Origin of the sequence: Salipiger sp. PrR003 (genome assembly GCF_010500785.1) — a bacterium.
In the GTDB taxonomy this organism is placed as follows: Bacteria; Pseudomonadota; Alphaproteobacteria; order Rhodobacterales; family Rhodobacteraceae; genus Salipiger; species Salipiger pacificus_A.
The window spans coordinates 155,087-180,095 of sequence record NZ_JAAGOV010000109.1 but is presented as its reverse complement, the minus strand read 5'-3'; the positions used below and the strand labels follow the sequence as shown (position 1 = coordinate 180,095).

The 25,009-nt window shown below is 67.0% G+C and carries 21 protein-coding genes and 1 tRNA gene; 13 read left to right on the top strand and 9 right to left on the bottom strand.

Annotation, left to right across the window (positions count from 1 at the left end; genetic code table 11):
* Positions 1-346: 346 nt before the first annotated feature.
* The 3 genes from G0D83_RS30420 to G0D83_RS30410 form a co-directional block, all read right to left on the bottom strand.
* Positions 347-423: transfer RNA gene (locus tag G0D83_RS30420), tRNA-Arg, on the bottom strand.
* A 301-nt stretch (positions 424-724) separates the two neighbouring features.
* Entirely contained in the window at positions 725-1,951 is a 1,227-nt protein-coding gene (locus G0D83_RS30415; RefSeq protein WP_164198416.1) for an N-acetylmuramoyl-L-alanine amidase, read from the bottom strand.
* Positions 1,952-2,100: 149 nt separating this feature from the next.
* On the bottom strand, positions 2,101-3,246 hold the full coding sequence (locus tag G0D83_RS30410) for a pyridoxal phosphate-dependent aminotransferase (RefSeq protein WP_164198414.1): 1,146 nt from the start codon (positions 3,244-3,246) through the stop codon (positions 2,101-2,103).
* Between the two features lie 67 nt (positions 3,247-3,313).
* Between G0D83_RS30410 and G0D83_RS30405 the strand changes: the two genes are divergently transcribed.
* Together G0D83_RS30405 and G0D83_RS30400 are read left to right on the top strand one after the other, a co-directional pair.
* Entirely contained in the window at positions 3,314-4,654 is a 1,341-nt protein-coding gene (locus G0D83_RS30405; protein ID WP_235958221.1) for a M48 family metalloprotease, read from the top strand.
* 39 nt (positions 4,655-4,693) lie between these two features.
* Positions 4,694-5,482 (top strand): DsbA family protein, encoded by a 789-nt coding sequence (locus tag G0D83_RS30400; protein ID WP_164198409.1) that lies wholly within the window; start codon positions 4,694-4,696, stop codon positions 5,480-5,482.
* Positions 5,483-5,484: 2 nt separating this feature from the next.
* On the opposite strand, the gene G0D83_RS32935 is transcribed toward G0D83_RS30400, so the two are convergent.
* From G0D83_RS32935 to hemA, 4 genes are all read right to left on the bottom strand, one after another.
* Positions 5,485-6,858 carry an ATP-binding protein gene (locus tag G0D83_RS32935; RefSeq protein WP_164198406.1) on the bottom strand — a complete coding sequence of 458 codons (1,374 nt, stop codon included), beginning with the start codon at positions 6,856-6,858 and terminating at the stop codon, positions 5,485-5,487.
* Between the two features lie 5 nt (positions 6,859-6,863).
* Positions 6,864-7,997: a flavodoxin-dependent (E)-4-hydroxy-3-methylbut-2-enyl-diphosphate synthase gene (gene ispG, locus G0D83_RS30390; RefSeq protein ID WP_164198404.1), complete on the bottom strand. Its 1,134-nt coding sequence runs from the start codon at positions 7,995-7,997 to the stop codon at positions 6,864-6,866.
* Positions 7,998-8,122: 125 nt separating this feature from the next.
* Complete coding sequence (locus G0D83_RS30385; RefSeq protein ID WP_235958220.1) at positions 8,123-9,751, bottom strand: helix-turn-helix domain-containing protein; 1,629 nt, start codon at positions 9,749-9,751, stop codon at positions 8,123-8,125.
* Positions 9,752-10,047: 296 nt separating this feature from the next.
* Positions 10,048-11,271, bottom strand: a complete 1,224-nt coding sequence (gene hemA / locus G0D83_RS30380; protein ID WP_164198398.1) for a 5-aminolevulinate synthase — start codon at positions 11,269-11,271, stop codon at positions 10,048-10,050.
* A gap of 403 nt (positions 11,272-11,674) precedes the next feature.
* Between hemA and G0D83_RS30375 the strand changes: the two genes are divergently transcribed.
* The 4 genes from G0D83_RS30375 (at position 11,675) to G0D83_RS30360 (ending at position 16,011) form a co-directional block, all read left to right on the top strand.
* Positions 11,675-13,072 (top strand): M20/M25/M40 family metallo-hydrolase, encoded by a 1,398-nt coding sequence (locus G0D83_RS30375; protein WP_164198395.1) that lies wholly within the window; start codon positions 11,675-11,677, stop codon positions 13,070-13,072.
* Between the two features lie 315 nt (positions 13,073-13,387).
* Complete coding sequence (locus tag G0D83_RS30370) at positions 13,388-13,927, top strand: hypothetical protein (protein WP_164198393.1); 540 nt, start codon at positions 13,388-13,390, stop codon at positions 13,925-13,927.
* A 499-nt stretch (positions 13,928-14,426) separates the two neighbouring features.
* A complete protein-coding gene (locus G0D83_RS32420; RefSeq protein WP_235940424.1) occupies positions 14,427-14,711 on the top strand; it encodes a hypothetical protein in 285 nt (94 codons plus the stop codon).
* Between the two features lie 109 nt (positions 14,712-14,820).
* The gene (locus tag G0D83_RS30360) at positions 14,821-16,011 is read left to right on the top strand and encodes a cytochrome b/b6 domain-containing protein (RefSeq protein WP_164198390.1); all 1,191 of its coding nucleotides are present in this window, start codon (positions 14,821-14,823) and stop codon (positions 16,009-16,011) included.
* 99 nt (positions 16,012-16,110) lie between these two features.
* On the opposite strand, the gene G0D83_RS30355 is transcribed toward G0D83_RS30360, so the two are convergent.
* The gene (locus tag G0D83_RS30355) at positions 16,111-17,190 is read right to left on the bottom strand and encodes a PLP-dependent cysteine synthase family protein (RefSeq protein WP_164198387.1); all 1,080 of its coding nucleotides are present in this window, start codon (positions 17,188-17,190) and stop codon (positions 16,111-16,113) included.
* A gap of 213 nt (positions 17,191-17,403) precedes the next feature.
* Between G0D83_RS30355 and pyrC the strand changes: the two genes are divergently transcribed.
* From pyrC to G0D83_RS30340, 3 genes are all read left to right on the top strand, one after another.
* Entirely contained in the window at positions 17,404-18,441 is a 1,038-nt protein-coding gene (gene pyrC, locus G0D83_RS30350) for a dihydroorotase (protein WP_108969359.1), read from the top strand.
* A gap of 139 nt (positions 18,442-18,580) precedes the next feature.
* On the top strand, positions 18,581-19,258 hold the full coding sequence (locus tag G0D83_RS30345) for an orotate phosphoribosyltransferase (RefSeq protein ID WP_164198384.1): 678 nt from the start codon (positions 18,581-18,583) through the stop codon (positions 19,256-19,258).
* A gap of 303 nt (positions 19,259-19,561) precedes the next feature.
* Positions 19,562-21,049 carry a replicative DNA helicase gene (locus G0D83_RS30340; RefSeq protein WP_092428583.1) on the top strand — a complete coding sequence of 496 codons (1,488 nt, stop codon included), beginning with the start codon at positions 19,562-19,564 and terminating at the stop codon, positions 21,047-21,049.
* Positions 21,050-21,249: 200 nt separating this feature from the next.
* On the opposite strand, the gene G0D83_RS30335 is transcribed toward G0D83_RS30340, so the two are convergent.
* A complete protein-coding gene (locus G0D83_RS30335) occupies positions 21,250-21,888 on the bottom strand; it encodes a hypothetical protein (RefSeq protein ID WP_164198382.1) in 639 nt (212 codons plus the stop codon).
* Between the two features lie 116 nt (positions 21,889-22,004).
* On the opposite strand from G0D83_RS30335, the gene alr reads away from it, so the two are divergent.
* Genes alr through G0D83_RS30315 form a run of 4 tightly spaced genes read left to right on the top strand, consistent with a single transcriptional unit; the run spans position 22,005 to position 24,986 of the window.
* Positions 22,005-23,042: an alanine racemase gene (gene alr / locus G0D83_RS30330; protein WP_164198379.1), complete on the top strand. Its 1,038-nt coding sequence runs from the start codon at positions 22,005-22,007 to the stop codon at positions 23,040-23,042.
* Entirely contained in the window at positions 23,039-23,845 is an 807-nt protein-coding gene (locus G0D83_RS30325) for an ABC transporter permease (RefSeq protein WP_164198377.1), read from the top strand. The genes alr and G0D83_RS30325 overlap by 4 nt, the downstream gene beginning before the upstream one ends.
* Complete coding sequence (locus G0D83_RS30320; RefSeq protein ID WP_164198375.1) at positions 23,842-24,588, top strand: ABC transporter ATP-binding protein; 747 nt, start codon at positions 23,842-23,844, stop codon at positions 24,586-24,588. The genes G0D83_RS30325 and G0D83_RS30320 overlap by 4 nt, the downstream gene beginning before the upstream one ends.
* A complete protein-coding gene (locus G0D83_RS30315) occupies positions 24,585-24,986 on the top strand; it encodes a hypothetical protein (protein ID WP_164198373.1) in 402 nt (133 codons plus the stop codon). Before G0D83_RS30320 ends, G0D83_RS30315 begins: the two co-directional genes overlap by 4 nt.
* Positions 24,987-25,009 lie beyond the last annotated feature (23 nt).

Genomic DNA, 25,009 nt, shown 5'->3' with positions numbered 1-25,009 from the left:
AATTCCGTGAGGCAGTCATTGCGAGCGTCACCGCAGGCGTCGATGCCGCCCTCGAGGCGGCGGTCGTAATATGCGCCCCCAAGCCAGGGGATGCAGAGTGAGGTGGGGAGACGTGCTCATCGCGGCCATGGACGCCTGCTGTGCGGCTGGCGTGGACGCAGAAGTCCGGCCGGAGGAATTGGCCGAGAAGGTCGAGCTGCTGACGGCCCGCAGCGGGGGCATAGAATCGGTCCGCACTATACCTCTAGGGAACGGTGCAAGAACAAAATGCAGATCGAAACCGGACCCAAACAGGACCCGAGAGAAAATACGGCATCAAGAAAATCGCGTAAGTTATTGAGAATATTGGCGCACCCGATAGGATTCGAACCTATGGCCTCTGCCTTCGGAGGGCAGCGCTCTATCCAGCTGAGCTACGGGTGCCTAGGGCGGGTCTTACGGCAAAGCGAAACGCTCCGCAATCGCAAATCCGGCGTGCCGCGGCGTTCTTTGCGACGAAGTTTCCTCGGCGCCTGCCCCAAGGACGCACGTGTTTTCCGAGCCTTGTGAGGACGGGTCACGCGCGGCCGCGCGCAGGGTCCTTGGCTTTGCGCATGCGCGCGCCGTGGCCTGTGCTGTCTCATTTCCGCAGTTCCTCCGTCGCCGAGCCGTGGCTCGCGCGATCGGACCTTGGCGTACAAAAAACCCCGTCGCCGTGCGAATCTGCCTCGCCCGCGACTGGCCCCTACTTCCGGCGCAGTCGTGACAGCGCCTCATCCTCGATTTCCCAGGCGGCAATGCCGTCACGGATGCCCGCTGCCATCGAGGCGCGCCAGGCGCGGTCCTGAAGGTGCCGCAGGTCCTCCTCGGTCGACAGGAAACCGACCTCGATCAGGGCCGAGGGAATGTCGGCGGCCTTGAGCACCGAGAATCCCGCCTGCCGCTGCGGGCGCTTGTGCACCTGTCCCACCGCGTTGCGGATCCCGGCGACCAGGTGCGCCGCCAGCGCCTTGCCGCGTGGGGCGTTCTCGAGCCTGGCAAGGTCCATCAGAACGTTCGCCACCCGGTCGTCCGAGCCCGAAAGGTCGAGCCCCGCGAGGATGTCGTCCCGGTCGTGGCGCTCGGCGAGCGCCGCCGACGCGGCGTCCGAGGCGGCGTCGGCAAGCGTGTAGACCGTGGCACCATGGGCCACGCCCTGCTCGATCGCATCGGCATGCAACGACAGGAAAAGATCGGCGCTGGCGTCATGCGCCAGGGCCACCCGCCCCTCGAGCGAGACGAAGACATCCGCGTCGCGGGTCATCAGCACCTCGTAGCCGGCGCGACGCAGCACGTCGCGCAGGTCGCGCGCGAAGACCAGCATGAGGTCGGCCTCGTTGTGCCCGTCGCGCTGCGCGCCCGGATCGATGCCCCCGTGCCCCGGGTCGAGAACGATGCGCAGCGGCGCGCCCTCTGCGCGGCGCGGGGCGGCCTTGGCACGCGGCTCGGGCAGGTCCCAACGCGGATCGCGGGGCAGGCCGGAGCGGGAGGCCATCGCCTCCGCGCTGGTGGGGGAGAGACGCAGGGCGAGAGCGGCCCCGCCGGTCTCCTCGGAGACCTTCATCTCGGCGCGATCAAGGCGCATCGGCCCGGCAAGCTCGGCCACAAGCCGCGACCAGCCAGAGCGGAACGGGCCCATGTGCAGGGACTTGACCGCCGCAGAGCGGTTCATGGCCTCGGGGTCGGCGCCGGTCCAGTCCACCTCGCGGAAGTCGAGCACCAGCCGCGGCGGATCGATCAGGGTGAAGGCACGCCAGGGGACTCCCTGGCTGATCGAAAGCGTCAGCTCCGCGCCCCTGCCCCAGCCGGCATCGACTGCGGCGCCTTCGATGAAGCGCGCCTGCCCGCCAAGCGCGAGGTTCTGCGCTTGCGCGCCGGTGCCAAGCAGGGCGCAGAGCGCCGCTGCCGTGATGATCCGGAATAAACTGCCCATCTGCCTGTCTGTCTTCTTGTTGTTGGCAGGCACACTAGCAGCGCGGCAGCGGATTCGCACGTGGCATGGAGGGCACATGGGCACATGCCGACAGGCGCGCGCCCCGCCCCATGCAGGAAGTCGCACGGCCCGCGGGCATCATGAAAACGTCAGACCCGCGCCTCCATGAAGGTCTTGAGCCGAGCCAGCCCTTCCTCGATCTCCGCGGTGCCGCGGGCGTAGGAGAAACGCAGGGTCCCCGCCCCGCGCGCCGGGTCGAAATCGAGCCCGGGCGTCACCGCCACCCCGGCCTTGTCGAGAATCTCTGCGGCAAAGGCGCGGCTGTCGTCAGTCAGGTGGCTGACGTCGGCGTAGACGTAGAAGGCCCCGTCAGGCGGCGCGATGCGGTCGAAGCCGGCCCTTGGCAGCCCCTCCATCATCAGCGCGCGGTTCTTCGCGTAGACCGCGAGGTTGGCCTGCAGCTCCTCGGTGGCATCCATTGCCGCGAGCGCCGCCACCTGCGAGGCGTTGGGCGCGCAGATGAAGAGGTTCTGCGCCAGCCGTTCGACCTGCCGCACCTGGGCCTCGGGCACCACCAGCCAGCCGACCCGCCAGCCGGTCATCGAGAAATACTTCGAGAAGGAGTTGATCACGCAGACATCGTCCGAGACCTGCAGGGCCGTGACGGGCTTCTTGTCGTAATCGATGCCGTGGTAGATCTCGTCAGACAGGAAAGACGCACCGCGCGCCTGCACCGCTTCGATCAGCGCCGCCAGCTCGGGCTTGCCCAGCATCGTGCCGGTGGGATTGCTCGGCGAGGCAACCATGGCCCCCTCGTACGCCACACCCGCCAGGTCCCCGGGGGTGAGCTGGTAGCGGTTCTCGGGGGCGGTCTGCACTTCGACCGGGCGCAGATCGAGCGCCTTGAGGATCTGCCGGTAGGACGGGTAGCCGGGCGCGCCGAGCGCCACGCGGTCCCCGGCGTCGAAAAGCGCCGAGAACGCGAGGATGAAACCGCCCGAGGACCCGGGTGTCACCACGACGCGGTTCGGGTCGAGATCGACATCGTACCATTCGCCGTAGAGCCGGGCGATGCGCGCCCGCAGCTCGGGAATGCCAAGCGCCACCGTGTAGCCGAGCGCATCGCTCTCCATCGCGGCGGCCAGCGCCTTGCGGGCTGCCTCGGGCGCAGGAGAGCTGGGCTGGCCGACTTCCATGTGGATGATGTGGCGGCCTGCGGCCTCGGCGGCCCGGGCCTGCTCCATCACGTCCATCACGATGAAGGGATCGACCGCCCCCCGACTTGAGTTTCGCATGTCTCTCTCCCATGGTGGCTCGGCACATCGTCTTCGGGCGGAGTACGAAGCTTCCGGAGGAGGGTCAATGCCGGGACCGCGCGCCGCGCTGCGCCTCATCGCCACGCTCTGCGCGCTTGCGCTTCTGCTTGCGGCACCCGCCGCGCGTGCTGCGACGCTCTTGCGCGACGCCGACCTAGAGCACGCCCTGACCGAGATCGCCGCCCCGGTGCTGCGCGCCGCCGGGCTGAGCCCCGGGCAAGTCGATGTGCTGGTGATCAAGGACGACCGGATGAACGCCTTCGTCGCCGACACGACGCGCATCTTCATAAATTCCGGGCTGATCTTGAAGCTCCCCAATGCCAAGTCCCTGCAGGCGGTGATCGCCCATGAGGCGGCGCATATCACCGGCGGACATATCACCCGGCGCATGGACAACATGCGCGCGGCGCGCAACGCGGCGGGGCTCGGTCTCGTGCTGGCCGCGGCGGCGGGCGCCGCCACCGGCAGGGCCGATGCCGCGGCGGGGCTTGCGATCGGCGCGCAGAGCACGGCCATGCGCAGTTTCCTCGGCCACAGCCGCGCCGAGGAAAGCTCGGCGGACATCGCCTCGATCCGGACCCTGGTGCAGGCCGGGATCGACCCGCGCGGGGCTTTGCAGGTGCAGGAGATATTCCTCGGGCAGGAGGCGCTGAACGTCGGCCGGCAGGATCCCTACATGCAGAGCCACCCGCTGACCCGCGACCGCTACCGCGCGGCGCAGGGGCTGGTGGCGGCGGCGAAGGTGCCCGAGCGCAACGACCCCAACGCCGATTACTGGTTCCTCCGCACCCGGGGCAAGCTCTCGGCCTTCTTGCGCGCGCCGGGCTGGACGCTGGGGCGTCTTGGCGACAGCGGCAGCCGAGACATCGCGCTCATGCGCGAAGCGGTGGCGCGGCACCGGCAGACCGACCTGCCCGGTGCGCTCAAGGCCATCGATGGCGCCCTCGCCCTGCGCCCCAAGGATCCCTACTACCACGACCTCAAGGGCCAGATCCTGCTCGAGGGCCGCCGCCCCGCCGACTCCGCCCGGGTCTACGCGCAGGCGCGCGACCTTGCCCCGCGCAACGCGCAGGTGCTCGGCGGGCTTGGCCGGGCGCAGCTTGCCTCCGGACAATTCGCGGCGGCGCTGGCGACGCTGGAGGAGGCACGCGGCCGGGATTGGGCCGATCCGCGCATCCTGCGTGATCTCTCGGTCGCCTATGCCCGGGCCGGGAACAACGGCATGGCGTCCGAGGCGACGGCGCAGCGCTACGCGCTGGAAGGGCGCATGCAGGACGCCGGAATTCATGCCAAACGCGCGGTGGATCTGCTGCCGCGTGGATCCGCCCCGTGGAACCGCGCGCAGGATGTGCTAGACGCATCGGAGCGCGCCGCAAGGAAACGCTGAGATACCGCCCGAGCGGGCGCCCTGACCGACGGAGACAAGATGCAGACCCCTACGACCCGACGCACCGCCTTTCGCCGCGCCGCCGCTTCGCTGGCCGTGGCCACCGGCCTCATGGCGCCCCCGGCGCTGGCACAGGACCTCGACCTCCAGAAGCTGACCCCCGAGCAGCGCGAGGCTTTCCGGGCAGAGGTGCGCGAGTACCTGCTCGACAACCCCGAGGTGATCATGGAGGCCGTCAACGCGCTCGAGACCAAGCAGGCCGAGCAGCAGGCCGCGGCCGACGACCAGTTGGTCTCCTCAAACGCGGACATGCTCTTTGACGACGGCTACAGCTGGGTCGGCGGCAACCCCGACGGCGACGTGACCATCGTGGAGTTCTCGGACTACCGGTGCGGCTACTGCCGCAAGGCCTTCCCCGAGGTCGAGGAACTGGTGAAGAACGATGGCAACATCCGCATCATCATCAAGGAGTTCCCCATCCTTGGTCAGGACAGCATGACCTCGTCGCGCTTCGCGCTGGCGACCATGCTGGTGGCGGGTCCGGACGCCTACAAGCAGATGCACGACGCGCTGATCTCGCTCAAGCAAGAGCCGTCGGAACCCGTGCTGTCGAAGCTTGCGACCACGCTGGGGCTCGATGCGGACGCGATCCTTGCCAAGATGAGCGATCCCGAGGTCGATCGCCGCATCGGCGAGACCCACGAGCTGGCGCAGCGGCTGCAGATCAGCGGCACGCCGACCTTCGTGTTCGGCGACCAGATGCTGCGCGGCTACGTCCCGATCGACGGCATGCGGCAGATCGTCAAACAGGTGCGCGAAGAGAGCTGAGTCTACTCGGCAGGAGAGGCGGCCTTTGCCGCCTTCGCCCGCGGACCGGCGTTTGTCGGTCCCGGTGCGGTCTTGGCCGGATCCATGGCAGCGGGAAACCAGAGGCGTGCGCAAGTGCCCGTCCCGGAGCGCGGCGTGCTCAGCTCGAAATCGCCGCCCGACTGCTCGGCAAAGCCCCGCAGCATCGCCAGCCCCAGCCCCGACCCCTGCCCGACCGGCTTGGTGGTGAAATAGGGCTCGCAGACCAGCGGCATGAGATCGGCGGGGATACCGGGGCCGGTGTCGCTGAGCTCGAAGCAGACGCCGGGACGTCCTGCGCGCGGCGCTGCTCCGGCCCGCAGCGCAATCTGTCCGCCATCCGGCATCGCGTCGCGGGCATTCGAGATCAGCTCGAGCAGGCAGGTCTGCAGGTTCGGCCCGTCGACGCGGATTTCCGGCAGCGCGGGCCCCACGTCCACCGTCAGCTCATGCCTTGACCCGAGCAGCTCGGCCGCGCGTTCGGGAAGGTTGCGAAGCGCCTCTTCGGGAGACATCGAGACCGGTTTGAGCCGCGCGCAGCTCGCCATGGCCAAGAGCTGCGCCGTCCGCGCGGCGCCGCGGCGGGCCGCGCGCTCGGCCTCGGCCATCAGCGCGTCGCGCTCGGCGGGAATGGGTGACAGGCGCGCCAGCTCCATGTTGCCAAGCACCACGGTCAGGAGATTGTTGAAGTCATGCGCGACACCGCCGGTCAGCTGCTCCATGGCGCGGCCGCGCTCCGCCACGAGAGCTTGGTCGCTTGCCACGTCCAGCGCCTCGCGCGTGCGCATCACGGACCAGGCCACGCGGACGAAATAAAGGTAGCAAATCACCAGCGCGGCGCTCACCAGAAGGGTGTCCGGGCTGCCCGGATCGGTGATCCAGAGCCAGGCGGCGCGCGCCAGCACCCCGACCCCCCTGAGCGCCAAGTCCAGCACCAGCAAGAGCCGCATCCGCACCCGGCAGGTCAGCGTGTTGAGCAGCGCCAAGAAGACGAAGAGCAGCGACAGGATTCGCAGACTCGGCGTGTCCTGCACCCAGAGGATCATCCCGCCCGCAATATAGACGGCCCCCGACAGCAGCAGCGTCGCGATCGGCAGCAGGAGCTGGCCCCGGTACCCTTGATCCGGGAGCGCGCTGACGGTGTAGAAATGCAGGCCGAGGGTGAGCAGCATCGCCCCGAGCCAGGGCAGCAGCAGCGGCACATCCATAAAGGCCCATATGGCCAGCGTCGCTCCCGCGACCATGGCGATGCTGAGAAGCCCCTGCGAGCGCAGCCCCTCGAGCGCCCGCACTTCGGTGAAGTCCAGCAACTTTCCGAAAGGCGGGATCATCCCGCCCGATGCGCCGGACTTGTGCACCGGGCCTACTCCGCGGCCTGTGCTTTGGCGACCTCCGCAGCGTCGATCTGCGCCGCCTTCTTCTCGACCTCCTCGACGATGTGGTCGATCATCTGGTCGTTGGACATCTTGTGGCTGGCCTTGCCCGCCAGGTAGACCATGCCCGAGCCCGCGCCGCCGCCGGTGAAACCGACGTCGGTCATCAGCGCCTCGCCCGGTCCGTTCACCACGCAGCCGATGATCGACAGCGACATCGGCGTCTTGATGTGCTCGAGCCGCTGCTCCAGCGCCTCGACGGTCTTGATCACGTCGAAGCCCTGCCGCGCGCAGGACGGGCAGGAGATGATGTTGACGCCGCGGTGGCGCAGCCCGAGAGACTTGAGGATCTCGTAGCCCACCTTCACCTCTTCGACCGGGTCGGCCGAGAGCGAGACGCGCAGCGTGTCGCCGATGCCCATCCAGAGAAGCTGGCCAAGGCCAATGGCGCTCTTGATCGTACCAGAAGTCAGCCCGCCCGCCTCGGTGATGCCGAGATGGATCGGTTTGTCGGTCGCCTCGGCCAAACCCATGTAGGCGGCAGCCGAGAGGAACACGTCCGAAGCCTTCACCGAGATCTTGAACTCGTGGAAGTCGTTGTCCTCGAGAATGCGGATGTGATCGAGCGCGGACTCGACCATCGCCTCGGGGCATGGCTCGCCATATTTCTCGAGCAGGTGCTTTTCCAGCGAACCGCCGTTCACCCCGATGCGCATCGAGCAGCCGTTGTCGCGGGCAGCCGCGATCACCTCGCGCACCCGCTCGGGGCTGCCGATGTTGCCGGGGTTGATGCGCAGGCAGGCGGCGCCGGCCAAGGCGCTCTCGATGCCGCGCTTGTAATGGAAATGGATGTCGGCGACGATCGGCACCGGGCTTTCGCGAACGATCTCTTTCAGCGCCTTCGAGCTGGCCTCGTCGGGCACAGAGACGCGAACGATATCGGCCCCGGCCTCCGCGGCGCGCTGCACCTGTTCGATGGTGCCGCGGATATCGGTGGTGACGGTGTTGGTCATGGTCTGCACCGAAATCGGTGCATCCCCGCCCACCGGCACGTTGCCCACCATGATCTGCCGAGACTTGCGGCGCTCGATGCTGCGCCAAGGGCGGATCGGGTTGTGGCTCATGAGCTGGACGCCTCCTGAGGGCAAACGTTGGTATTCGGCCTCAACATAGCGTCCGCGGCCGGGCGAAACCAGAGGTCAGCGGCGGCAGAGTGCAGATGGAAAAGCGCAAAGGCGTGAGGATGGGCTCAGTCTGTCTGGACCAGATCGCTGCTCAGCTCGGCCACGACCCGCGACAGATCGGCATCCCGGCTGAGATCGGCGACCTTGAAGGCCGAGGTCAGATGCTCGACCGACAGCGGCAGGTTCTTGGTCACCGTACCCGCGGCACCGACCGGACCGTAGGTCTGCCCATTCACCGCGAAGTAGACTGCACCGGACTCTCCGACCCGCACGTTGGCCGGGTCCTGCATGGCGGGGGCTGTCCAGGTGTCGCCCGCGCGCATGGTCTTCTCGAAGATCACCGAGCCGTCCGCCGACCGGACGCGCACCCAAGCCGGGCGCACCGCGATCATCGTCACCCCGGGGGCGCTGTCCTGCAGAACCTTGGGCGCGCCGGGCTGGCTCACCGAGGGGGCGGCCTGTGCGAGTTGGGTCTGTGCGGGCGCGGGCACCAGCGTTTCGTTCAGCTTGGCCAGAACGCGCTGAAGATCGCCGTCCTTTGCAGGCTCGGCGGGCTTGTAGGCGGCGGTCACCACCTCGGGCAGCAGCGCCACATCGCGGGTCACTTGGCCCTTTGGACCGAGCGGGCCAAGGGTCTGCCCGTTGGTGGCGAGATAGAGCGCGCCCGACTCGCCGACGGTGAGGCTGGCCTCGGTCTGGCCCTCGGGCACGGTCCAGGTGTCGGCTGGCTCCATAACCCGCTCATAGAGCACGGAGCCGTTCGCGCCGCGCACGCGCACCCAGGCCGGGCGCACGGCGACCAGCGTGACGGTGCTCGCGTTGAGCGCGGTCTGCGCCGGCAGCGGCGCGGGAAGGCTGGCCACCTGCAGCGCGGCCTCGGCTGTGGCGGTGTCCACCTGCGGCAACTGGTTGCGCGCGGCCTCGGCAAAGGCGCCCACGGTCGCGGGGTCCAGCGACGAGATCGGCGCGTCGCGCGCCACAAGAACCGGGACGTCCAGCGCCTTGGGCCGGTAGAGCCGATCCAGCGCCTCGTTCGACGGAGGCGAGAAGGGACCCGCGCCGTCGGCGCTCGCCACCTGCTCGTCGCCCTCTGCGGGCGGCGTGACGGTGGCCTGCACCGGGTCGAGATCGCTCAGCACCAGCGGCGTCTGGTCAACCGGCGCAATCTGCACCCGCTGCACCTCGCGCAGCACGGCGAAGCCGCCATACCCGATGCCCCCGAGCAGGGCGATCAGCACCAGCAACGAGCCGATGGCGCCGGGCTCGATACGCGAGAAGAAGGAGTCGCCCGCCGGCACGAAGGGCATGCGGGGCTGTTCGAAGATGTCGCGCGCCGCCGGGGCCGGGAAGTTGCCCTGCCCCTTGCGGATCGTCGAGGCCTTCTCGGACATGCCATGGGCGACGGCAAAGCCGCTTTCCTCGCAGAAGAGCCGGTAGCACTCGTCGGGGTCCATACCGAGGTAGCGAGCATAGGAGCGCACGTAGCCAGCGATGAAGCCGGGCGTGTCAAAGGCCGAGGGATCGCAGTTCTCGATCGCCGCGATGTAGCTGGCCTTGATGCGCAGCTCGCGCTGCACGTCGAGGAGCGATTTGCCCATGGTGGCACGCTCGCCGCGCATGACATCGCCAAGCTCGAGCGTGAAGTCGTCGAAGCCGCGCGGACCTTCATCCGCGTTCATTTCGTCTTCGGACATGCGAGGGGAATTACGCCCAATCATGCGTTCCGCCTTGTGCTCCACCGTCTCAGACTGCGCCTGCCAAATCACGGGCTCGCGATTCGGGTCGCGGCCTTTATTGAGGCTACGTTAGCACAGAACAACTGAAATTACACAAAATCAGGGGGTCATCGGCGCCCTTCTGCGCAGGATGCGTGGCTTTTCCCCATTCCGCGGCGGCCGGTTCCGGAACAAAGCGAGACCCCGCGATTTTGGAAACCGCGGGGCCGAGAAAGCGCAGCGTTAGCGCCGAAGATCGCGATGGACCGCGCGGTTCAGGCGCTCATGTCCTGCCGGTTGAGCGCACAATGCGACCAGAGCGCGTCCATCGCCTGGATCAGCTTGTCCATCTCGTTCGGACCATGCACCGGCGAGGGGGTGAAGCGCAGCCGCTCGGTGCCACGCGGCACGGTGGGGAAGTTGATCGGCTGCACGTAGATGCCGTAGCCCTCGAGCAGCATGTCCGACAGCTTCTTGGTGTGCACCGGGTTGCCGACGATCACCGGCACGATGTGCGAGCCGTGGTCGATGATCGGCATGCCCAGCCCCTTGAGCCGCAGCTTGAGGATCTTCGCCTGGGTCTGGTGCCGCTCGCGCAGCGCCTGGTCCTGCTTGAGATGAGCAATCGAGGCCGCCGCCCCTGCCGCAACCGCCGGCGGGATCGAGGTCGTGAAGATGAAGCCCGGTGCATAGGAGCGCACCGCGTCACACATCTTCTCGGACGCTGCGATATAGCCGCCGAACACGCCGAAGGCCTTGCCGAGCGTGCCGTTAATAATGTCGAGCCGGTGCAGCAGGTTGTCGCGCTCGGCAACACCGCCGCCGCGCGGGCCGTACATGCCCACCGCATGCACCTCGTCAAGATAGGTCAGCGCGGCGAACTCATCGGCCAAATCGCAGAGCGCCTCGATCGGGCCGAAGTCGCCGTCCATCGAGTAGACCGACTCAAACGCGATGAGCTTCGGCGCGGCGGGATCGTCAGCCTCCATCAATTCGCGCAGGTGCTGCACGTCGTTGTGGCGGAAGATGCGCTTGGCACCGCCGTTGCGCTTGATCCCTTCGATCATCGAGGCGTGGTTCAGCTCGTCCGAATAGATGATCAGCCCGGGAAAGAGCTTCGGCAGAGTCGAGAGCGTGGCATCGTTGGCGATATAGGCCGAGGAGAAGACCAGAGCCGCCTCTTTCTGGTGCAGATCGGCCAGTTCGGCCTCGAGCCGCTTGTGATAGACGGTCGTGCCCGAGATGTTGCGCGTGCCACCCGAGCCGGCACCGGTGGCGTCGATGGCTTCGTGCATGGCCGCGAGCACTACAGGGTGCTGGCCCATCCCCAGGTAGTCGTTTCCGCACCAGACAGTGATCGGCATCTCGCTGCCGTCCGGCTTGCGCCAGGTGGCGTGCGGAAAACGGCCGTTCTTGCGCTCGATGTCGATGAAGGTGCGATAGCGCCCCTCGGCGTGGAGACGGTCCAGGGCTTCGTCGAGCTTCGCGGTGTAGTCCACCGGTATCTCCTTCCTTCATCTTGCAGAGGCCGCGTTCTGCGCAGCACTTATACGGTCTAAGGGGCCGCATTCATGGTCGTGAATGGATACCGTCCGGGCCGCCCCATGTCCACGCTTTAGAATGAGACTAACGGTCGCGCCCTTGATTTAAATCAAGACTTTTGGACTAAGGTTTCAAGGTCAGGTTTCCAATAGTGCCCAGCTGCGCCCAATAGGCGCCAGGTCGCTGCACCGCCAGGCAAGGCACGCAACTGGCCTCCGGCGCAGACATTTCGCGCCCCAACCCCTGATTTTCAGGGGCGCTGAGGCGGCTTGCTGCCGGGCTGTCCTCCGAGCTCTTGCGGTCTGGACAGCGGCGGGCCCGGTGATACGCTCCGCGCAACTCGCAAGAAGGAACACCCAAATGGCTCAAGAAAACGTGTCCCTCGACACCGTCCTCACAAAGATCGATGCCGATCTTCCAGTCGCGCTCGACCGACTGCTCGAGCTTCTGCGAATCCCTTCGATCTCGACCGATCCCGCCTACAAGGAGGCCTGCGACAAGGCCGCGGACTGGCTCGTGGCGGATCTCGCCAGCATCGGCGTCGAGGCCAGCAAGCGCCCCACTCCGGGCCATCCGATGGTCGTCGGGCACGTCGACGGGCCGGGCCCGCACGTGCTGTTCTACGGGCACTATGATGTGCAGCCAGTAGACCCGCTCAACCTGTGGAACCGCGACCCGTTCGATCCGGCGATCGAGGACACGGCCAAGGGCAAGGTGATCCGCGGCCGCGGCTCCTCGGACGACAAGGGTCAGCTGATGACCTTCATCGAGGCCTGCCGCGCCTGGAAGGCCGTGCATGGCACCCTGCCCTGCAAGATCACCTTCTTCTTCGAGGGCGAAGAGGAAAGCGGCTCGCCGTCCCTCATCCCCTTCATGAAAGAGAACGCCGAGGAGCTGAAACAGGCCGAGATCGCGCTGATCTGCGACACCGGCCTCTTCCAGTCGAAGACCCCGGCGATCATCACCCGACTGCGCGGGCTCCTGGGCGAGGAGCTGACCATCAAGGCGGCTGACAAGGATTTGCATTCCGGCATGTACGGCGGCGTCGCGATGAACCCGATCCGCGTACTCACCAAGATCCTCGGCGGGCTCTTCGACGAGAACGGCGTTATTCAGGTGCCCGAGATCTACGAAGGCGTGCCCGAGCTGCCCCCGGAAATCCTCGAGCAGTGGAAGGCATTGAACTTCGACGACGCGGCCTTCCTTGGCAGCGTCGGCCTGTCGCAGCCTGCAGGCGAGAAGGACCACCTTCCGATCGAGATGATCTGGTCGCGCCCCACCGCCGAGATCAACGGCATCTGGGGCGGCTACACCGGCGCGGGCTTCAAGACCGTGCTGCCCGCCGAGGCCTCTGCCAAGATCAGCTTCCGCCTTGTCGGCACGCAGGACCCGGCGGCCATCCGAAAGAACTTCCGCGCCTGGGTCGAGGCGCAGGTGCCCTCGGACTGCTCGGTCGAATGGAAGGACCACAGCTGTTCGCCGGCCTCCGAGATGCAGACCACCCACCCCGGCTTCGAGGCGGCCCGCAAGGCGCTCGGCGACGAATGGGACGATCCGGCGGCCTATGCAGGTTGCGGCGGCTCGATCCCCATTGCCGGCTACTTCCAGAACATCCTCGGCATGGATGCCATGCTGGTGGGCTGGGGCAAAGATGACGACCAGCTGCATTCGCCGAACGAGAAGTACGACCTCGAATCCTTCCACAAGGGGATTCGCAGCTGGGCGCGAATCCTCGACGCCATGGCCAGCGCTGCCTGATTCCTGAGCCGTTCTCTGGCGGGGCGGCTATTTTTCGCCCCGCCAACCATCTGCGTTTACGATAAATTCATAAATGCCTGTCAAATGGACGACATTTCTCAAACCCCTTTTTTTTAGGGCTTCGCGGCCCACCAATCCGAACGGATAGGTGGGCGGCCCGAACGGATGCCAGACTTCGCCAAGAAGATATCCGGTCCAAGCCACATTCGCCGCCACATTTCGCCACAATCCATTCCTAGCGTCGATTCCAACGAGAGCTTGCACAGCCCTCTGCTGGCAGAAGGCCGGCGGCATCTGGCAGAAGGAGCTAGGATCATGAGAGCCTACGCAGTCCGGAAAATGACGCACGCAGATTTCGAAGCCCGCATCCGGCGCATCGATCCTGAGTTCGCCCGGTATGGCGCAAGCGACGCAAGCAAGGTCGCACGCACCTCCAAGCGCCCGATCGTCTCGGGCATCGTCGGCTTCCTCTGGGCTGGCGTGGTCATCGCGGTGGCCCGCAACCAGCAAACCATAGAGGCAAGCCTGCTCCAAGGCAGCCTCCCGCGCGAATACCACGTCTATGTCTTCGGCGCCCTCGCCGCGCTGCTCGCGGTCTCCGGCGTCATGGTGATGATGCACCTGCTGCGCATGGTCAGCCGCCGCGGCTCGGCCCGCAGCAATTCGGCCGGCATCCTTGTCGGCATCGGCGCCGCCACGGTGATGAGCATGATCCCTTCGCAGACCTATGTGGCTGGCCTCGGCCTGCTCGACGAGAATTCGCGCAACGTGATCGCCTCGGCCGGCACCTCGGTGCGCGCCACTGCCGGCCTCGACATCCGCGCCACCACTTTCGTCTCCTCACTCGGCAACTGAGCCTAGGGGCTTGCCCCGGGCCACAGGATGAGGGACCCAGCCGGATCACGGCCCACCGCATGAGGCCTTGGCTCAGAAGAGCCCGTGGACTCTTTCCGGCAAGACGTATTGCCGATCCGGCTCGGACCGCTCGAACTGCCAATATCCGGTTTCACCGCGCGGCGACCAGCTGCGGTGCATCCTCCGACGCGGCCGCGTGAAATCGAACGCCCCGCCCCCGGCATCATCCGCTACCAAGTGTTCGGCGAGCGCGGCTCGGGCACCAATTTCGTCAAGCGGCTGATCGGGCGCAACATGCCGCTCTTGCCGACCGAGGAGCTCGGCTGGAAACACGGCTTTCCGCAGATGACCGCGGTGCCGCCGGACACGCTGGTCGTCTGCGTCACCCGCAACGCCGTTGACTGGGCGCGGTCCATGCATGCCAAGCCTTGGCATTGCCTGCCCGAGATGCAGCGGCGGGCCTTTTCCCGATCTCTTTACCCGGCGGAGCGTGCAGCTCATGGGGCTCACCAGCTTCTTCCACCGCGGCTGCGCCCTGCTTTTCTGCCCGCTCGAGGCGGTGCAGGCGCGCCCGAAGGACTTCCTCGCCGACCTCCGCGCCGGTTTCAACCTGCCCGAATCTGGCCCCTATCGCCCGGTGCATAAGCGCCTCGGCAGCCGGTTCGAACCCGCGGTGAACGCGCCGCGCCCCGAGCCGCCCGGGCAACTCTCCGCTGAGGACATGGGTTTCCTGCGCAGCCGTCTCGAGTCCGGCCTCGAAGCGTCGCTCGGGTACGATTACTGAGCCTCGGCGGGCTGCCGCGCGCACGGGGTCTGTGCATCCGCGCAAATTGCGCTGCGGCGCGGCATCGCCGATCTTCGGCAAAACCTTATCCCGAGCCCGGAGACCTCCGATGTCCCTCGCCAACACCAAGACCGCCTATGGTGCCGTCACCCGCAGCTTGCACTGGCTGACCGCGCTCGGCATTTTGATCATGATCCCGCTCGGTTGGATCGCCCATCTTTCGCCCTGGGCCACCGAGGCCGAGCTCGCCACCAAGGCGCAGCTCTTCTCGGTGCACAAGACCATCGGCGTGACGCTTTTCTTCCTCGCCTTGGTCCGCATTCTCTGGGCGCTGAGCCAGCCGAAACCCGCGCCGCTGCACCCAGAGCGCAGGGCCGAGAACTTTGCCGCCGAAACGGTGCATTGGCTGCTCTACTCGACGCTGGTGATCGTGCCGCTCTCGGGCTGGATCGAGCACGCTGCCACCGAGGGCTTCGCGCCGATCCTCTGGCCCTTCGGGCAGGACCTGCCCTTCGTGCCGAATTCCGACCGACTGGCAGAGACCGCTGCCTCGGTGCACTTCCTGTCGCAATGGTTGCTGGTCGCCGCGCTGGCGCTGCACGTCGCCGGGGCCCTGAAACACGTCATCATCGACCGCGACGGCACGCTGGCGCGCATGCTGAAGGGCGCCTCCGCCGGCATGCCCTCTGCCGGGCACCGCGTCGTCCGCCCGCTGCTTCTGGCCGTCGCCGCCTGGGCCGCCCTCCTCGGTGGCGGGGCTGCCGCGGGTCTCTTCGCCAGCGAGGACGCCCCGGAGACCCCGAAGCTCGAGGCCGCACAATCCGACTGGCAGGTGACCGAGGGCACACTCGGCATCAGCCTCGTGCAGATGGGCAAAGAGATCGAGGGCAGCTTCGCCGACTGGACCGCCGAGATCGCCTTCGAGCCGCGCGAGACCCCCGGCAAGGCCGGCGACGTCACCGTGCAGATCGCCATCCCGACGCTGACCCTCGGCTCGGTGAGCAAGCAGGCCCTGGGCGCGGATTTCTTTGCCGCCGAGGACTACCCCACCGCCACTTTCCAGGCCGAGATCCTGCGCGGCGAAACCGGCTACGAAGCACAGGGCGCGCTCACGCTGAAGGGCGCCGAGGTGCCGGTCACCCTGCCCTTCGAGCTGACCCTCGAGGGCGAGACGGCCACCATGCAGGGCAGCACCACGCTCGACCGTCGCAACTACGCCATTGGCGAGAGCATGGCCGATCCGGAGCAGCTCAGCTTCGACGTGCAGGTGAACGTGGCGCTGACCGCCACGCGGCACTGACGGGCGGCGCGTCCGCGGGCCGCTACTGCAAGTAGCGGTCGGAGGCGCGGATTTGAAAAGAGGAGAAGGGCGCGGGTGTCTCGCGCCTTTCTGTCCAACTCAAGCCATCTGGCTTGACGGGGTGGAGAGGGACAGCGCCTTTTCCTCCTCGTCCATGTCCTCGACGATGCCCTCGAAGAGCGGCGTGGACATGTAGCGCTCGCCGGTGTCTGGCAGCATGGCGAGGATCACAGTACCGGGCTCGGCCTTCTCGGCCAGTTGCATGGCGATGGCGAAGGTCGAGCCGCCGGAGACACCCGTGAAAATGCCCTCCTTCATCGCCAGCTTCTTTGCCCATGCGATGCCGTCGGTCCCCGCGACCGGGATCAGCTCGTCGTAGCAGCCCGCGTCGAGCCCCTCCTGCAGCACGGCAGGTATGAAGTCGGGCGTCCAGCCCTGGATCGGATGCGGCTCGAAGGCGCTGTGGCTTTCCGAGGGTGCCCCGTCGGCGGTCCGGCCCTGCGCGATGCCGCTGCCGACGAGCTGCGCGTTTGCGGGCTCCGACAGCACGATCCTGGTCTCGGGCCGCTCCTTGCGCAGCACGCGCGCAACGCCGGTGACCGTGCCGCCGGTGCCATAGCCGGTGACAAAATAGTCGAGCCGCGTGCCGGCGAAGTCATTGACGATCTCGCGCCCGGTGGTCGCCTCATGCACCGCCGCATTGGCCTCGGTCTCGAACTGGCGGGCGAGGAACCAGCCGTTCGCCTCCGCCAGTTCCGCCGCCTTTCGGTACATGCCGAAGCCCTTCTCGGCGCGCGGCGTCAGAACCACCTTGGCGCCCAGCATCCGCATCAGCTTGCGCCGTTCGATCGAGAAGCTGTCGGCCATGGTCACCACCAGCGGGTAGCCCTTGGCGGCGCAGACCATGGCAAGCCCGATGCCGGTGTTGCCGGAGGTCGCCTCGACCACGGTCTGGCCAGGCTTCAGCGTGCCGTTTTTCTCGGCGGTCTCGATGATGCTCATTGCCAGCCGGTCCTTGACCGAGGCGGCAGGGTTGAAGAACTCGGCCTTCACGTAGATCTCGACCCCCTCGGGCGCGAGGTGGCTGATCCGCACGGCGGGCGTGTTGCCCACGGTGTCGACGATACTGTCGTAGAGCCGGCCGCGGCCGATGGTTTCTGCGGGTGTCGATGCGTCCATGGTCTCTCCCTCCCTGTGGCGTTCCCCTCGGGTCATCTTACCCCAAAGCGCCCAGAGTCGGATTGCAAAGGTTTCAGCGGCGACGCGGTTGGTTTCCGCAAAGTCTCGGCGGCATGCCCCACGGGCGCGGCAGGAGCCTGGACACCGGCTTTCGCACCCAGCCTTGCGCATGCCATCTGGCCCGGCGCGCGCGCGCGTGCTAACGCGCGGGGCATGACCCAGATCACGCTCCGCCGCCCCGACGACTGGCACCTGCACCTCCGCGATGGCGAGATGCTGGCCGGCATCGCCCCCGAATCCGCCCGCCACTTCGGCCGGGCGATCATCATGCCCAACCTCGTGCCCCCCGTGGTGACCGGCGATCAGGCCGCCGCCTACAGGGGCCGCATCCTCAAGGCCCTGCCCGAGGGCAGCCGCTTCACCCCGCTGATGACCCTCTACCTGACCGAGACAACCGATCCCGCGGATGTCGCCGCGGCCTATGACGCGGGGATCATCACCGCGCTGAAGCTCTACCCGGCGGGTGCGACGACCAACTCCGCCTCGGGCGTGCGCGACTTCGACAAGGTGCGCCCGGTGCTCGAGCTGATGGCCGAGAAGGGCATCCCGCTCTGCGTACACGGCGAAGTGGTGGACAGCGACGTCGACATCTTCGACCGCGAGGCCGTGTTCATTGATCGCGTGCTCGACCCGATCCGCCGCGCCACCCCGGGCCTGCGCGTGGTCATGGAGCACATCACCACCAAGCAGGGCGTCGACTATGCCCGGTCCGGCGGCGACGATCTCGGTGCGACGATCACCACGCACCACCTGGTGATCAACCGCAACCACATCCTCGTCGGCGGCATCAAGCCGCACTATTACTGCCTGCCCGTTGCCAAGCGGGAGGAGCACCGGCTGGCGCTGCGCGAGGCCGCGACCTCGGGCGATGCCAGCTTCTTCCTCGGCACCGACAGCGCGCCACACGCAGATCCGGCCAAGGAAAGCGCCTGCGGCTGTGCCGGCTGCTTCACTGCGACCAACACGCTGTCGATCCTTGCCGAGGTCTTCGAGCAGGACGGCGCACTGGACCGGCTCGAGGCCTTCGCGTCGCGCAACGGGCCGGCCTTCTACCGCCTGCCCGTGAGCGAGGAGACGGTGACACTGACCAAGGGTGAGCCCGTCGCCTATCCCGCCAAGATCGACACCGGCGCCGGACCGGTGACCGTCTTTGACCCCGGCATGCCGCTGCACTGGCGGGTCGAGGCCTGAGCTTTCCGCAGGGGGCGCTCTGCCCCCTGCCCCCATCCGTTTCGGGAAAGGCCGAAAGAGCGCGGTGCCGTGCCATGCGCCCTTCCCGAACCCGCGCTTTCGCGCTAAGGCGGGCGCGGTTTTTCAAAGGAGCTGCCCCATGATCCCCTCGTCCTATCCCTCGCAAGAAGAAATGGCCCGGCTGACGGCCCGGATGCTCTGGGAAATCGGCGCGGTGCATTTCATGGGCGACGAGCCCTTCAAGCTCGCCTCCGGCCTGCCCTCGCCGGTCTACATCGACTGCCGCACGCCGATCTCGCATCCGCGCATCCGCTCGACGCTGATGGATTTCCTGACCGTCACTGTCATGCGCAATGCCGGCTTCGAGGCCTTCGACAACATCGCCGGCGGCGAGACCGCGGGCATCCCCTTTGCGGCACTGGTGGCCGAGCGCATGGCGCTGCCGATGACCTATGTGCGCAAGAAGCCCAAGGGCTACGGCCGCAATGCCCGCATCGAGGGCAAGATGACCGAGGGCCAGCGGGTGCTTCTGGTCGAGGATCTGACCACCGACGGCGGCTCCAAGCTTAGCTTCGTCGACGCCATCCGCGAGACCGGCGCCACCTGCGCGCATACCGCGGTGATCTTCTACTATGGCATCTTCCCCGAGACGACGAAGACCCTCGGCGATCATGGCGTAGAGCTGTACTATCTGTGCACGTGGCACGACGTTCTGGCCGAGGCCAAGGCGCGCGGCGGCTTCGAGCCGGCGACGTTGGCAGCGGTCGAGGCCTTCCTCGAAGACCCGCGCAAATGGCAGGCGGAAAACGGCGCATAAGCAGATTTCGCCCGGGCGGGGCCTTGGCGCTCCGCTCGCGCGCTTCCACCAAATGTTGCGAAAATTCCCGGCTCTGCTACGATATCTTCAAGAGCAGCACGGGGCGCCGGACGCATTTCCGGTTATCCCGAAATAGTCCACAGAGATTTCCAGATTGGTCCGCCTCCCGCGGCGCGTTAAGACGCTCGCACCTGCGGGACTCGGGGGAGCCGGTGGGGAGATCACAGGGACAGAAAACAACGTCGGGCCCATGGCAAACGGCCGCAACGACGGGGCCGTAGGGTCAGGGCCAAGGGGACAGGCATGAACGATCAGAGCGTATTCAACGCGACCGGTGTCGAGGTCGAGCAGGCCGACACGATGCCGCATTCGATCGAGGCCGAGCAGCAGCTGCTTGGTGCGATCCTGACCAACAACGACGTCTACGACAGGGTCGCGGCCATTCTCGGGCCGCAGCATTTCTACGACCCCGTCCACCGCCGTATCTTCGAGATCGCTGCCGCGCGCATCGCCAAGAACAACCTTGCGTCGCCGGTGACGCTGAAGGCGTTCATGGAGGATGACGAGGGCCTCAAGGAGCTGGGCGGGCCAGCCTATCTCGCCCGCCTTGCGGGCGCCGCGGTCTCGAGCTTCGCCGTGCGCGACTACGCGCAGATGATCTACGATCTGGCCGTGCGCCGCGACCTCATCCGGCTCGGCCGCGACATCTCGGACCGGGCCACCAAGGTCGACGTGAAATCCGAGCCGCGCGAGCAGATCGTGCAGGCCGAGCAGGCGCTCTACAAGCTGGCCGAGCAGGGCCAGACCGAGGGCGGCTTCCAGTCCTTCCTGCGCGCCGTGACCGATGCGGTGAACGTGGCCAACGCCGCCTACCAGCGCGAAGGCGGCCTGGCCGGGGTCTCCACCGGGCTCATCGACATGGACAAGAAGCTGGGCGGGCTGCACCCCTCGGACCTTCTGATCCTCGCCGGGCGCCCGTCGATGGGGAAAACCTCGCTCGCCACCAACATCGCCTTCAATATCGCCAAGGCCTACAAGAAGGGCACCCGCCACGATGGCACCGAGGGTGCGATCGAAGGCGGCGTCGTGGGCTTCTACTCGCTCGAAATGAGTGCCGAGCAGCTGGCCGCACGTATCCTGTCGGAAGCCGCCGAGGTGCCTTCGGAGCAGATCCGCCGCGGTGACATGACCGAGGCCGAGTTCCGTCGCTTCGTCGACGCCGCCAAGAGCCTCGAGGCCTGCCCGCTCTTCATCGATGACACACCGGCCATCCCGATCGCCCAGCTCGCCGCCCGGGCGAGACGCCTGAAGCGGACGCATGGGCTCGATGTGCTGATGGTCGACTACCTGCAGCTGGTGCGCGGCACCGCCGAAAACCGGGTGAACGAGATCGCCGAGATCTCCATGGGCCTTAAGGCCATCGCCAAGGAGCTCAACATCCCGGTGATCGCCCTGTCGCAGCTCTCGCGCCAGGTGGAAAGCCGCGAGGACAAGCGCCCGCAGCTTTCGGACCTGCGGGAATCGGGCTCGATCGAACAGGACGCCGACGTGGTGATGTTCGTGTTCCGCGAGGAATATTACGTGGAGCGCGAGAAGCCCTCGGACGACCGGCTCGACGAGATGGCCGCCTGGCAGGAACGCATGGAGCGCCTGCACGGCAAGGCCGAAGTGATCATCGGCAAGCAGCGTCACGGCCCGATCGGCACCGTGGAGCTCAGTTTCGAGGGCCGCTTCACCCGCTTCGGCAACCTGGTGCGCCCCTGGCAGAACGGCGAAGGCGACAACTTCTGAGCCGTGAACAAACGCACCGAGGGCGCGCGGCACGGGAGATCCTTGATTTTCGCCGCTGCCCCCCCTAGATTTCTTAGGCAACGAAGAAGGAAAGTCTCATGACCGGACCGGATCCCATCATTATCTGACCTTCACTCGGCGGCGCGCGCAACCATCATCAGCGCGGCGCTGCCGTTTTCGCGTCTCTGCTGGAAAATCGCCTAGCTCGGCTGCCTTCCGCGCTTTAGCGCGTCTATCTTGCCTTCAAGCGCGATCCTCTGCGCCGAAAGCTCCGCCAGAGACCGGCTGTCGTCAAAGCGGAACCTTTCGAGACCGAGCGACCGATGGTCATGCGCGAGGCTGCCGAGCAGCTCCTGGCCGCAGGCCGCCGCATCGCTGGCGCTCTCGATGATGAGCGCGATCACCTTGACCCGCGATTCCGGCGACAGCGTCAGGTAGCTGGCCTGTTGAACCCCCTCGATCTGCACCCGGATCTTCTCGAGCAGCCCATAGAAATTCACCGTCTGGTGGAGCGCACCATCCGCGATGTTATGCACCTCGCTGATCCGGGTGCGATAGATCTCCGTGTGCCGCGCGTCGGTGATATGGGGGATCAGCGCCCGATCCTCTCGGAAGCGCTTCAGCAGGTCCGCTTCCGAGGGTGAGCGTTTCAGAAAGCGTTCCATGTCCCGGGTGTTGAAGTCGATCTCGGCAAACAGCGCCCGCACGAGGCTGTCCTGCTGCTTCTTGCGCCGCCGCTCTTCGCGCTCGTCGTCGATGAGCCGCTTCACGAACCAGACGAGGAAGCCGAGGGTCGGCGCGAGAAAGGCCAGGAAAAACCTGATATCCACATCGTCCATACTGGAAAACCCCGCCCTGCCCGCCGATTGTCGAAGCCGCAGGATGAAGAACTTCGCCTCCGAGATCCAACGCTTTCCCTCTTGACGCCCCGCCCGGGCCCGGCAATCAACGCGCCATGGCACAGGCACAGCTTACCGTCGATCTCGACGCGATCCGCGCCAACTGGCGCGCCCTCGACGCCCTCTCCGACTGCGAGACCGGCGCCGTCGTCAAGGCAAACTCCTACGGTCTCGGCGCCGATCGCGTCGCGCCGATGCTGGCGCGCGAGGGCGCGCGCCGCTTCTTCACCGCCACGGTGGAAGAAGGCGCGGCGGTGCGCAAGGCGCTGGGGGACGGCGCCGAGATCAACGTCTTCGGCGGCCACATGGCCGGGGACGCCGCGTTGATCAAGTCAGCCGGGCTGACGCCGATGTTGAACTCCATCGACCAGATGTTGCGCCACGTCGAGGCGCTGCCCGGCCATCCCTTCGGCATCCAGCTCGACAGCGGCATGAACCGGCTCGGCATGGAGGCCGAAGAATGGTCCGCCCTGCGCGAGCTGGCGATGAAGCAAAAGCCGCGGCTGATCATGTCGCACCTTGCCTGCGCCGACGAGCCGAACCATGGGATGAACGCCCACCAGCTGCGCAATTTCCGCGAGATGACCGACGGGCTCGACGCGCCGCGCTCGCTTGCGGCCACGGGCGGCATCCTGCTGGGCAAAAACTACCATTTCGATGTTACCCGCCCCGGCATCGGTCTTTACGGCGCGATGCCCTTCCGCGACGCCCGGCGCGTGGTCTCTCTGCATCTTCCGGTGATCCAGACCCGCGAGGTCAAGACCGGCGAGTCGGTGGGCTACGGCAACAACTTCGTTGCCCGCTCGCCGATGAAGGTCGCGACGGTCTCGGCGGGCTACGCCGACGGGCTGCAGCGCGCGCTCGCCCCCAAGACCTATCTCTGGGCCGGCGAGACCCGCTGCAAGCTGCTTGGCCGCATCTCGATGGACCTCATCACCGTCGACGTCACCGCGGTCGACAACGTTCCCGATGCGCTCGAGTTGCTCGGCCCGCACCAGAGCGTCGACCAGCTGGCCAACCACATCGATACGATCGGCTACGAGATCCTCACCTCGCTCGGGGGCCGCTACGCGCGGAGCTACGCAGGCGAATGAGCCTGACGCGAACCCTCGTCGCGGCGCCCGCAGCGGCGCTGGGAACGCTCGGCGCCGCGGTGATCCGTGCGCTGGGGGCGGCCGGGCGGCTGACGCTCTTCGCCCTCGCCGCGCTGAGCCACATCGTCCGCGCGCCGCTTTACCCGCGTGAATTCGGCATGGCGCTGCTGCACGTTGGCTGGCTGTCGCTGCCTGTGGTGGGCATGACGGCGATTTTCACGGGCGGCGCGCTGGCTCTGCAGATCTACTCCGGCGGCGCGCGGTTCAATGCCGAGGCGGTGGTGCCGCAGATCGTCGCCATCGGCATGGTGCGCGAGTTGGGGCCGGTGCTGGTCGGGTTGATGATCGCCGCGCGGGTCACGTCCTCGATCGCCGCCGAGATCGCCACGATGAAGGTCACCGAGCAGATCGACGCACTGGTCACCCTCTCGACCGACCCGATGAAATACCTCGTCGCGCCGCGCCTGCTGGCCGCGCTCATCACCGTGCCGCTGCTGGTGGCGGTGGGCGACGTGATCGGCATCGCCGGCGGCTACGCCGTGGCCACCAGCGCGCTCGGCTTCAACCCGGTGAGCTATCTTGCAAACACGCTGAACTTCCTCGAGCCGCTCGACGTGCTTTCCTCGCTCGCCAAGGGCTGCGCCTTCGGCGGCATCGCCGCACTCATGGGCTGCTATTACGGCATGCACTCGGGCCGCGGAGCGCAGGGCGTTGGCCGCGCCACCAAGTCCTCGGTCGAGGCAGCCGCAATCCTCATCCTTGCCGCCAACTTCCTGCTCACGGGGGTGTTCTTTTCGGCATGATCACTCTTAGCGAGGTGCACAAGAGTTTTGACGGCGCCCCCGTGCTGCGCGGTGCCAGCCTGCATGTGCCCAAGGGCAGCTCGATGGTGATCATCGGCGGCTCGGGCACGGGCAAGTCGGTGCTGCTGAAGTGCATCCTCGGGCTCGTCACCCCCGACAGCGGCAGCATCACCATCGACGGGCACGACGCGACGCGCGGCGAGCGCGAGGCGCTGCTCTCGCGCTTCGGCATGCTGTTTCAGGGAGCGGCCCTCTTTGACTCGCTCCCGGTCTGGCAGAACGTCGCCTTCCGCCTGCTGCGCGGCCCACTCAAGCGTCCCCGCGGCGAGGCCCGCGAGATCGCCATCGAGAAGCTGCGCCGCGTTGGCCTCGGCCCCGAGGTTGCTGACCGCCTGCCCGCCGAGCTTTCGGGCGGCATGCAAAAGCGCGTGGGGCTTGCGCGCGCCATCGCCGCCGAGCCCGAGATCATCTTTTTCGACGAGCCGACCACCGGGCTCGACCCGATCATGGCCGGGGTGATCAACGCACTGATCCGCGAGATCGTCACCGAGATGGGCGCCACCGCGCTGACCATCACCCACGACATGAGCTCGGTCCGCGCCATCGCCGATCGCGTCGCGATGCTGCATGCGGGCAAGATTCGCTGGGAAGGTCCAGTCGGAGAAATGGACGCCACAGCAGACCCTTACGTCCAACAGTTCATCCATGGGCACGCGACTGGCCCGATCGAGGCGCTGAGATGAGTTTCTTCGAGCCGAGCCCGCTGCTCGTGGCGTTCATCCTCTTCAAGAGCTTCGTCTACCTTGAGGTATTGGCTCTGCTGGCGCTTGTCCGAGGTCTTTTCGCCCGCGGCCCATCGCGTCATGCCGCGCTGCTGTCGCTGGGCCTTGCGGGCGTCGGCATCTACGCGAGCTTCGCGCCGACGCTGGCCGCCAGTCAGGGGCTACCCGCCCTGCCGCTGCTGCCCACGATCTCCCGTCTGCTCACCTGGCAGCAAGGCCTGCCGGCCCTGCTGCTCGCCTCCGTCCCATTGGCGCTCAGCGCGGGGCTGCCCGGCAGACGCTTCCGCGCGATCGACATCCTGCATATGTTGCTCAGCGCGGCGCTCGTCGGCTTGGGGCTGGCGGCACGCTTCGTCTGAACTCGGCCCTTTTACTCTTTCCA